Consider the following 10616-nt stretch of genomic DNA (forward strand, 5'->3'; position numbering starts at 1 on the left):
CTGAAGCTGATCGACGTGCTGATCGTCAACGAGCATGAAGCGGCGGAGATCGCCGACCGCCTCGGCCTGTCCGTCAGTTCCGCCACCGGTCTCGCCCGCGATCTGGCGCGGACCTGCGGCGTCACCTGCGTCGTGACCCTGGGCAGCGCCGGCGCCCTGATGGCCGAGTCGGGCGGGGCTCTCTGGACGGCCGCTCCGCTGAAGATCACCCCTGTCGATACCACCGGCGCCGGCGACGCCTTCTGCGGCATCCTCACGGCCGCACTGGACGGCGGCGCCGAACCGGCGGAGGCGCTTCACCGCGCCAGCGTCGGCGCCTCGCTCGCCTGCATGGCCCTGGGCGCCCAGGAAAGCCTGCCGACATCAGAGGCGATCGATGCCCGCCTGCGCGAGGTAGCCGAACCTCTGCGTCTGTCCTGACCGCAATCTCTCTGCTAACGTGTCTCCGGCCCTCCCCCGGCCCTCCTGTGTCCTTCGCGGGCAAGCTTGCACGAAACCAGAGACGATACATGCCGATCATCAACCGAATCGCTGATTTCCAGGAAGAGATGACCGCTTGGCGGCGCGACTTCCACGCCCATCCCGAAACGGCGTTCGAGGAGTTCCGGACTTCCGGCATCGTCGCGGCGAAGCTTGAGGAGTGGGGTATCGAGGTGCATCGCGGCCTTGGGGGCACCGGTGTCGTCGGCACGCTGAAGGGTGGCGGAGCCTCGGGCAACGGCAAGTCGATAGCGCTCCGCGCCGACATGGATGCGCTGAACATGCAGGAACAGAACGATTTTCCGCATGCGTCGACGAATCCGGGCAAGATGCATGGCTGCGGCCATGACGGCCACACCACCATGCTGCTCGGAGCCGCCAGGTACCTTGCCGAGACACGCAACTTCGACGGTACGGTCCACTTCATCTTCCAGCCGGCCGAGGAAGGTAAGGGCGGCGCCCAGAAGATGGTCGAGGAAGGCTTGTTCGACCTGTTCCCGGTGAGCGAAGTCTATGGCATGCACAACTGGCCGGAAATGCCGGCGGGCACCATAGCGGTCCGCACCGGCCCGATCATGGCGGCGGCGGATCAGTTCGACATCAAGGTACGCGGCAACGGCGCCCACGGCGCCATGCCCCATTTCGGCATCGATCCCGTCGTGGTCGGCGCCCATATCGTGACGGCGCTGCAGTCGATCGTCAGCCGCAACACCGATCCGCTGCGCTCGGCCGTGGTCAGCGTCACCCAGATCCACGGCGGCTCCGCCTACAACGTGATCCCGAGCGAGGTGACGCTCAGCGGTACCGTGCGCACCTTCGAGGTCGCGGTGCAGGATATGGTCGAAGCAGGGTTGCGGCGCGTTGCGACCGCCACGGCGGAAGCCTTCGGCGCCACGGCGGAGATCGACTACCGCCGCAACTACCCCGCCACGGTCAACACCGCCGAAGAAACGGTGTTCGCCGGCCAAGTCGCCGCCGAAGTAGTCGGGCCGTCGCAGGTGATCTACGATCCCGCTCCCAGCACCGGAGCGGAAGACTTCGCCTTCATGCTCAACAAGAAGCCCGGTTCCTATGTCTGGATCGGACAGGCCGGTGGTCCCAGCGCCTGCATGGTCCACAATCCCCGCTACGACTTCAACGACGAGATCCTGCCGGTGGGCGCCAGCTATTGGGCCAAGCTGGTGGAAACAGCCCTGCCGCGAGTTGCCTGATAGATGCACATTCCCCGTTTCGCCGTCCCCGGAGCCGTACTCGCAGCCGTTCTCGCCCTGGCAAACGGCTGCACTCCCGCCATGAACCTTCTGGCGGGCGAGCCCCTGTCGAACGCCGAGGGCGCCCAGTCCTCGAGGACTCCGCCCGGCATCGACGGCCATTTCGAATGGAGCGGCATCCAAGCCGGCGTCCAGGGCCGCACGACTCTGATCGCACGCACCGAACAGGAGTGGCAGGACATTTGGAACCTGGCGGCCACTCCGGCGCCTGGCCCCCTGCCACAGGGCTGGATGGGGATCGGGATATTCCTCGGCATGCGTCAGACCGCTGGTTATGGGGTCGCGATCGAAGGCATCAACGAGCAGATAACGACCGATCAGCGCTTCACCGAGCAGGGGCTGCCGGCCAGCCGCGAGATGGTGATCTCCTACGGGGAGAGAATACCGGCCCCCGGCACCATGAATGCCCAGGTATTGACGTCGCCCTACGTGATCAGGATCGTCCCGCGCAGCGACTGGCCCACCCGTTTCGTCCAGATTCGGTGACCGCCGCCGCAAGCATCATTCCCAGGCCGATTATTCCCAGGCCGATTATTCCCAGGCCGGTCATTCCAGCGTGACCGTTTCCCCCTCGCGGGCGGCAAAGACGGAAGACCAGACCGATTGCGCCTCCGCCTCGATCTCTTCCATGCCTGTGTCGTCATGGTCGGGTTCGTGGTGGAACAGGGCCAGCCGGCGGGCGCCGGCCGACTGGCACAGCTTGATCCCCTCTACCCAGGTGGAATGGCCCCATCCCGTCTTGCAGGCAAATTCCTTCTCGGTATAGGTCGCGTCGTAGATCACCAGATCCGCACCGTCGATCAGTTCCAGGATGTTCCGGTCCGGCGCGTCCGGCACGTGTTCGGTGTCGGTCACGTAGGCGAGCGAATGCCCATCGTGATCGATCCGGTAACCGCAGGCGCCATCCGGGTGGTTCAGCACCGCCGTCCGGACGGTCAGCCCCCCGTCGAGGGTCAACGTATCGCCGGGGCGGAAATCCTCGAAAGTCAAATCGGCGCGCATCGTCCGCATCGGTACCGGAAAGAGCGGCGGGTCCATCTGGGTTGCCAGCACCGAACGGATATCGGGACAGGCGTTGAAGCGTCCGGCCATGATGCGGAACGAGAAGTCGGGCTTGTAGGCCGGCTGGAAGAAGGGAAAACCCGCGATATGGTCAAGGTGGAAATGGCTGAGCAGAATGGTGGCCCGGCGGGTGGTCCGCGAGATCAGGTCCTTCCCCAGTGCCCGAAAGCCGGTACCGCAATCCAGTATGATGGTATGGTCGCCCGCCGTCACCTCGACGCAACTGGTATTGCCGCCGAACCGCATATGGGTCGACGAAGGACAGGGTATCGTACCGCGCACGCCCCAGAAGGTCGCACTGAACGCCATGGCAAACCGGTGCTGGTTAAAAAAGCAGAACGAAAGGCTACCACCTTTCGGACAATACCATTGTGACGCCCATCACAACTTTCGACAACCAGCCAAAACGGTCCGGCGCTCGATCAGCCCTGAATTCCGGATGCCGACAGCACTTCCTCCATCACCGCCGGGTCGATGAACAACCCGGCAAGGAAGCCGAAGACATAGAAGGCGGCGGCTTCATCCCAGCGGGTGAAGGTAGCGTCCCAGACGGGTTGGCGCTTTACGGCTGCCGCAAAGGCGCTCATCAGCGCGTTGATGAAAAGAAATCCCGCCAGCATCACGGGAAAAAGCTCACGCGGCCAAAGCAACGCCAGCAGTACGGAAAAGCCGCCGAGAAGTGCCACACGGGTCATGCTGCGGAGGTTGGGATCCGCTGGTTCCGGATCACGGCCCCGGTTGGCATCCGAATCGAACATGGTTCGTTTACTCCAGCCGGTGGAAGAAATCGTTTTGTGATTTCAGGCTCTTCGATTTCAGATGGCGTCGTACGATCGCGATGCAAGCCCTTGACGCAAAGGAACGGCCGCCGGGATCATGCTTGCGGCGGAACGGCTGGGTCCGAAGTCGAATCGGGACTTCAGAAGCAGGCGATCAGGGCTCGTTTCAGGTCGTCGGGATTGACGGGCTTGTGCAGCAGCCGGCACTCGACCTTCTGCGCTTCGATCAGGCGTTCGGGCGAGGTGTCGCCCGTCATCACCAGGCCGGCGATGCCGATATGGGACGGATGCTGCCTGACCAGTTCGATCACCTGAGCGCCGGTGGCGCCGTTGGGCAGGCGGTAATCGGTAAGGACCAGATCCAGGGCCGGAACCTGTCCATGGGCCAGAAGGTCGGCGACCTCCTCGAAAGCGCCGGCATGCACGACCCGCATTCCCCAATCCTCAAGCAGCATCTGGAGTGCGGTCAGGACGGCATGATCGTCGTCCACGACCAGCACCGTGCGTCCGGCCAGGATGCGGTCCTGCCATTGCTCCTTGCCGCTCCATGCCTTTTCCGGCTGCTTCACGGAGGCATCGGAAATCGGGACGGTGACGGTGAAGATCGATCCTTCGCCGACCTTGGAAGTCACCTTGACCGGATGGCCGAGCAGGCGCGCGGTGCGGGCGACGGTACCAAGACCAAGGCCGATGCCCCGGTTGCGGTCTCGCGCCGGGTTGTCCAACTGGAGGAAGTCCTGGAAGATCGCTTCGGTCTGATCCTCCGGTATCCCGGGTCCCGTGTCGGCGACATGGATGTCCACCGAAGTGTCTCCGCGCACGCATTCCAGGAATATGCATCCGCGCGTGGTAAACTTGACCGCATTGGAAAGCAGGTTGCGCAGGATCTGCTCGAGCAGCACCGGGTCGCTGTATACCGCCACCGTCGCAGGCCTCACCTCGAACATGAGCTTCGCGGCGGAGGTCTGCGCCTCGAACTCGGCCGCCAGCCTGCTGAGCAACTCGTCGAGGTCGAAGGTCTGGAGCACGGGCTTGACGATGCCGGCATCGAGGCGCGCCGCGTCGAGCAACCCGTTGAGCATGCCTTGCAGCCCCTTGACCGATACGTCGATCATTCCGACCAAGTCGCGGACATCGGGCGAGATCTGCTTCTTGCCGAGCAACTCGATGAACAGGGAGACGGCCTGGATCGGTTGCCGCAAATCATGGCTGACGGCGGCCAGGAAGCGGGTCTTGGCGGCGCTGGCCTCAGTCGCGGCGTCGCGGGCCCGGCGCAGTTCCTGTTCGGCCAGCCAGTCCACCGTGATGTCGCGGATGATGCCGACCATCCGCTCGGGCTTGCCGTCGGGCCAGCGGATCACTTCGCCGACCGATGTGATCCAGGCGGTCCGGCCGCTTTCGTGGACGACCCGGAAGATGTGGTTCCAGTCGGACCTGCCTGCCAGCGCATCCGTCAGTCCCTGCTGGAAAGCCGCGATGTCGTCGGGATGCACCCGCTCCAGCAGCGGTGCAAGGCGGGCATCGGCCTCTCCGGGCTGAAAACCGAACAGCCTGTCCACCAGCATCGACCGTATCATCGCACCGCTGGCGGGATCGTACTCGAACTCGCCGAGAGCCGCCGCCTGTGTGGCGAGCCGCAGTCTCCGTTCCCCGTTGCGTACCGCCCTCTCGGCACGGGAGCGTTCGACCGCCTCGCCGATCAGTTCCGCGACGCGTTCGGCCATGAGGATCTCGTCGCTCGACCACTGCCGGGGAACGCTGTCGTGTAGGGAGCAAAGCGCCAGCAAGCGATTGGATCTGGTAAGAGGCACCGCCAGCAGGGATCGCGTTTCGATCCGCTTGAACGCTTCAAGGCCCGCTGCCGTCCGCTCGTCGGTCATGACGTCCTCGACCGCAAGGGTATGCCCGCGGTGAAGATGCTCCAGCGCCGCCTCGCCAAAATCGCCCAGCGTGATGTCGCTCGGAAACTCCGGAGCATTGTCGACGTATTGCCGGTACGCGCCGACACTCAGGGTTGCCGGATCGATCTCGGCGAAGACCATGCGCGAGGCGCCGAAATGACGTCCGGTCAGGACGAGGGCGACCTCCATCATCTCGGTCGGATCCGCCAGCAGGCGTATCGCCTCGTTCAGGTCCGCCATCAGCCGCTGGCGTGCTTCCTGCTGCTTGCGTGAGGTGATGTCCGTTTCGATGATGCCCAGACCGTCGGGTGACGGGTAGACGTGGTATTCCGACCAGCGGCCGAATCGGGGGTGAAAAGCTTCCGCCTGAACCGGCACCTGCTCGCTTTCCGCGCGGTACGCGGCGGCTTGGAGCGGACTGCCGATCGCCTCGGGGAACAGCTCCCAGAAGGAGCGTCCGATCATGTCTTCCGGCGCCATGCCGCAAGCCTGCGCCGCCATGCGGTTGACGCGTGTGAAGCACCATGAATGGTCGACCGACATGAAGGCATCGGTCAGGCTGGAAAGGACCGTGTTGAGCGTGGTGCGTGCGGTCGCCACTTCGGCGGATTGAGCCAGCGCCAGGCCTGCCGCCCGCAGCAGGGAGATGACGAGACGGCGTTCCTGCGGTGCCGGCTCTCCAGCCAGGAACGCCGCGAAGCGCTGGGCCGGCCTGCCGAGCCGGTCCTTGACCGGAACGACCATGATCGTTCCGGCCAGCGGGACTCCGCCCGGCGCAGTCGCAACCGACAGGGCGGAAAACAACTCGACCTCAGCCGGGCAGCACGACTCCGGAATATCGATCCTGAACAGGGAACCAAGCAGAAGGCCCGCGGGAAGATCGGACTCGGCGTTCCGGCCGATAAGGTCGAGCATGGCGGCATTGGCGTACAGCAGCGGCGATTTTGCCAGCTCGTAAGGCCATGTGACGCCGATAAGGACCAGAGGAACCTGGCAATCGGCGATGATCGCCATGGCATCGGCCGGGATATCGCTCACGCGCAAGTCAGGGCTATGCTCACGCCCGCGCCGAAGGTTGTAGGCAGCATCGTCCCGTTGCGAGTAATGCGCCACCGGCTCTCCTGCATGGGTAGCTTCCATGGTCCAGTTCGATAATAAAGTTAGTTAGCAGGCTGATAAATGATACCAGAACAGAAAGCGATAAGCGACGAATCATGAAAAATTATACACAAGAAGCAATTTTATTGTTTTTGGCTGCCGCTACCAGTTGCAGGGACGACGTCTTTCAAACGCACATCGGTTTTGTGATCGAACAGCTGTAGCAGAAGTTCCTCGATGTCCTTGTCGTCGCTGCTGCCACAGTCGTTGAACACCCGCGCGACCGCCTTCTTCTGAAAATCCGGGCGATGCCCCTCGTCGTCGCGGTACCCCATCTCGCGGACCACAGCCAGGGCCGCGCGAAACGGCGGCAGCAGGACCGTAGGGATTTTCGAACGTTCGAAGGCTGCGCGCATGCCAAGCTGACCTTCGTCGAAGACGAGCAGTCGGGCGTTGGCGACGCTCAGGTTGCAACGGACGGCGATGCCGGCGACGAACATGTCTACGTCGCCGCTACAAAGAACGCGGAGCAGCAGCGACGGACTCAAGCGGTTGTTGGCATGGAGATGCTTCACGAAGAGTTCGGCATCGCGGAAGCGTCCGGAGAGTGGCTTGAGGAGGAGCAGGGTCGCCGCCTCCCGGCCGTGCTCGACAAGCCCGCCGAGCACTCCCACGGGGAGATCATGGCGTGCCGCCAGTTCGTCCCGGATTTCCTCCGACACGTAATGGATCAGCTTTTCGATCACGGCGACCGGTAAATCGACCCGACCAGCCATGGACTCGCTGATCGCATCGATCCCGCCGAAACGGTCGAGAGTCTTCTGCAGGGTCGGTTCCGTCAAATCCGCACCCGGATTGCGGACAAGTCGTTCGATCGCCGTGACGTTGCCGGCATCGACGATGGCGTCCGAGACGCCGGCCGATACCTCGTCCCTGGCGGCTATCGCCACCTGCTTCTTGCTGTCCCGCTGCTGGACGATGCCGACCAGGAAGTCGTCGGACAGGGCGGAGGCATGACGCAGGATCGGGAATGCGACCTCGGCGACGTCATGGGCAAGCCGCTGGGCCAGATCGTCATTGAGCAGCGGGCTGTTGTAGATCTGCCATGCCACCGCCTCCCGGACCGCCATCTCGGCGTCTATGGCCAGTCGCTGGAGGATCTGGCGGACCAGATCCTCCTCCTTGGCGGCGCACCTTCCGGACTCGAAATCGGCGACCACCTTCGACATGGTCTCGATCCTCGCCTGGGGCGAGCGATCCACCAGCAGACGTTTGACGTCCTGTTCAGAAAGTCCGGCCCCGGTCATCGTCCTCTCCCGCCCAAAGGGCTGGTCCCCGCTCACGGCGTTCAGTGTGTTCCGTACTCTAGGGTCTTGGGTAATACGAAAGCGTTAACCGCTCGACCTGGGAGAAGAATCGGCCGGAGGTAGCACAAACGTGTTGAGCCGTCGGTCCGGCCGGACCGACGGCTCATCGATCTGAGACTGGCCACCGGAAGCGCGAAAGAACGGCAAAATGCGGAAATTTTCCGGCGCCGGTCTGCCGTAGCCTTCGATCAGGCCTTGATATCGATCTTATGACCGCTGTTGCCGCCCGACTGAGCGGAGCTTTGAACGAGTTCCTTGGTGCTCTGCATGGCGTCCGTGACGACCTGCGCCTGGGTTTGCTGGCTCTTCTGGCCGATTTTCTGGCCGACGACACCGAGTGGCGAGGGGTATTGACCGACTTCCATTTTAACTCTCCGCATTTTGCGAGATCGATGACGAAACTTACCTCTTTCGATTACGCTGGTCAATCTTCGCAAGCGACAATTCGCACCATAGATAACCCTATCGGATTGCAAAAAGTTTTAAGATACTATGCATTATGGTTATTCCAAGGCTATAGAACGGCAGGATGCCGCCTTGCTGTGTGGTTCACGATCCAAAAAGGGTCCGATTGCGTGTCTGAAACTTTCGAAACCATTGGAAAAACCCGGATCTACTTTGAGCTGCACACATACCATGGCAGCTACTGGATGTGCGCCAGGATCACGGACGACCTGGAGGAGGCGGAAGCCGGCGCACGCAATGCGCAGGCGGACAAGGTCGGTTTCGGTGTCAGGATAGCGCGCTGTACGGAATACGAGGACTACGGGCACGTAAGCCGGACCATCCTGTCCCGTACCCTTTGGCGCGACGGCATGGTCGATCCGACCATACCGCTGATCATGCCGGTCCCCGGCGGCGACGGGCTGTGCCGGGTCCCATCGGACCTGCGCGGCGACAGGGCGCGGGAAATCATCGCGACGTCGCTTCAGCGCTATATGGACGACAACCGCCTGACGCCGCTCGAACTGCTGCATTCGGAAGCGCATGCGCTTCGTCTGAACGACGCCGGCACGACCTTGCAGGGGGCTCTCCAGAAAGCCGCGATCAATCAGGTCCAGGGATCCGACGTCCCGGTCCAGCGCCGCTTCAAGGAACTGCTGGCGCTGGCCGACCAGTTGCTGGGCGAACTGAGGGCCGATGCCAAGAAGGCGCCGGTGCTGGCCTGCGTCTCCGGGGGATACGGCTCCCAATGCGCCGGGCTGGAAGCCAAGCATGGAACCGCCGCCGCCTATCATATCTTCCGTGCCCTGGCGCTCTATCTCGCCGACAGCAAAGGCTGGATCGGCAAGCTCGACGCGCTGGGCCATCTCGTCGAAGAGGACCTGCCTGCCCGCTTCGTGATGCCGATCGACGCGATCCTTGCGGAAATCGTCAACGCGACGACGACGCCGAACGAGTTGACCGGACCTGAGCATTCCGACCGCCTGACCCAGATCCGGGCGCTGGTGGATCTCCATGCCGGACGCTATGAGCCGCCGTCGAACCGGGCCTCCGACGGCATCAGGGCGCTCAACTGGCTGATCAGCCGGGGACAGTGCCCGCGGACGCGCAGCACGATCGAGCGCCGGGTGGTCCGCGAACTGACCAATCTGGCGCCTCTGAAAGCGGAACGGGCACTGTGGAACCAGGCTCAGACGCTGCACCTGCTGATGGAACTCTTCCGAAAGACGCCGCCGCTCGCCGACGACATCGAGATGCTGGAAACTTTGGAACAGCGTGCCCTTCGCCTGATCAACCCGGAAAGCGTGACCGAGGCGATCAGCCAGTGCCGGCTGCCTTCGGAAAAGGTGCGTACGCTGGTGCGGATCGTCGATCTGATGCCGTACGTCGCCAGCAAGGCCAAGATGACGGAGTTCGTGCGCGCCGCATGGTCGCCGGACGATCTGGTCCGCGAGAGTGGCGGCAAGGAGCGTCCGGCGGCACTGCCCGTTCTGGTCGGCATGCACCGCGACGTGGCGGGCGCCGATATGGATGCCGACACCAAGGCAAGGCTGCTGGGCGATCTGGACGCGACCCTGCTCGACATCATCCGCATCGACGTATTGAACGCGCCGAACCGCAGCTTCATGGACCGCATCCTGCAACTGATGAAGCTGTGCGCCGCTTCCCCCCTGCCGGAAGGCAAGGCGCGGGCCTGCGCCGTCGAGGCGGTCGGCCGTGCGGTCAACAGTCCGGAATTTCTCGAACCGTTCATGAAGCGCTTCAAGGCGGAAGCGGAACGCAAGCAGGCGCTGCTGTCGCTCCGCACCCTGCTGAAGACTTCGGGGCTGGCGTCGCGCTGACGCACTCCCCGGCGGCAAGCCGCCGATCTTCCCGCTATTTGCCGATCTTCCCGCTATTTGAAGTTCCGCCCGTCGGGAAAGACCTGGACGACCTCACCGCTCTTGCGATAGTCCGCGGTCGGGCGCTTCACCTCGTCGGCCCGGGCGATGCCGCCGGCCATGGCGCCGGGGTGGAAGTAATCCGGCTCGGCGGTCAACTCGCGAAGGCGGAAGCTCAGGTCCGCCAAGTGGTCGGCAAGCAGGTGGATCACGCCGTCCTGGCGCTCCACCCGGCCGGTCGCGCCGATCAGGCGGGCTGTCAGGATCACCTTGCGGAACCGCTCGAACACGGGCGGCACGACGATCAGGTTGGCGACGCCGTGCTCGTCCTCCA

The 10616-nt window shown here is 63.6% G+C and carries 10 protein-coding genes; 4 read left to right on the forward strand and 6 right to left on the reverse strand.

All coding sequences use genetic code 11. From position 1 onward, the window contains the following. The 3 genes from AC5JJ6_RS25345 to AC5JJ6_RS25355 all read left to right on the forward strand — a co-directional run. A partial coding sequence (locus AC5JJ6_RS25345; RefSeq protein ID WP_496044729.1) for a PfkB family carbohydrate kinase occupies nt 1–420 on the forward strand: 420 nt, incomplete at its 5' end. An 89-nt stretch (nt 421–509) separates the two neighbouring features. After that, a complete protein-coding gene (locus tag AC5JJ6_RS25350) occupies nt 510–1691 on the forward strand; it encodes a M20 aminoacylase family protein (RefSeq protein WP_496044730.1) in 1182 nt (393 codons plus the stop codon). A 3-nt stretch (nt 1692–1694) separates the two neighbouring features. Next, nucleotides 1695–2237: a protease complex subunit PrcB family protein gene (locus AC5JJ6_RS25355; protein WP_496044731.1), complete on the forward strand. Its 543-nt coding sequence runs from the start codon at nt 1695–1697 to the stop codon at nt 2235–2237. A gap of 60 nt (nt 2238–2297) precedes the next feature. Here AC5JJ6_RS25355 and AC5JJ6_RS25360 read toward each other — a convergent pair whose 3' ends face one another. The 5 genes from AC5JJ6_RS25360 to AC5JJ6_RS25380 all read right to left on the reverse strand — a co-directional run bounded on the left by AC5JJ6_RS25360 (nt 2298) and on the right by AC5JJ6_RS25380 (nt 8323). Then, nucleotides 2298–3122 (reverse strand): MBL fold metallo-hydrolase, encoded by an 825-nt coding sequence (locus AC5JJ6_RS25360; RefSeq protein WP_496044732.1) that lies wholly within the window; start codon nt 3120–3122, stop codon nt 2298–2300. Nucleotides 3123–3235: 113 nt separating this feature from the next. Continuing rightward, entirely contained in the window at nt 3236–3499 is a 264-nt protein-coding gene (locus AC5JJ6_RS25365; protein WP_496044733.1) for a hypothetical protein, read from the reverse strand. A 233-nt stretch (nt 3500–3732) separates the two neighbouring features. Beyond that, nucleotides 3733–6633, reverse strand: coding sequence for an ATP-binding protein (locus AC5JJ6_RS25370; RefSeq protein WP_496044734.1), 2901 nt, complete (start codon nt 6631–6633; stop codon nt 3733–3735). A gap of 101 nt (nt 6634–6734) precedes the next feature. Continuing rightward, nucleotides 6735–7898 (reverse strand): DUF2336 domain-containing protein, encoded by a 1164-nt coding sequence (locus AC5JJ6_RS25375; RefSeq protein WP_496044735.1) that lies wholly within the window; start codon nt 7896–7898, stop codon nt 6735–6737. A gap of 248 nt (nt 7899–8146) precedes the next feature. Then, nucleotides 8147–8323, reverse strand: a complete 177-nt coding sequence (locus AC5JJ6_RS25380; RefSeq protein ID WP_496044736.1) for a hypothetical protein — start codon at nt 8321–8323, stop codon at nt 8147–8149. A 210-nt stretch (nt 8324–8533) separates the two neighbouring features. Between AC5JJ6_RS25380 and AC5JJ6_RS25385 the strand changes: the two genes are divergently transcribed. Further along, nucleotides 8534–10243 (forward strand): hypothetical protein, encoded by a 1710-nt coding sequence (locus AC5JJ6_RS25385; RefSeq protein WP_496044737.1) that lies wholly within the window; start codon nt 8534–8536, stop codon nt 10241–10243. A 53-nt stretch (nt 10244–10296) separates the two neighbouring features. On the opposite strand, the gene AC5JJ6_RS25390 is transcribed toward AC5JJ6_RS25385, so the two are convergent. Beyond that, on the reverse strand, nt 10297–10616 hold a 320-nt coding region (locus AC5JJ6_RS25390), incomplete at its 5' end, for a hypothetical protein (RefSeq protein ID WP_496044738.1).

This window comes from Skermanella sp. (assembly GCF_059503625.1).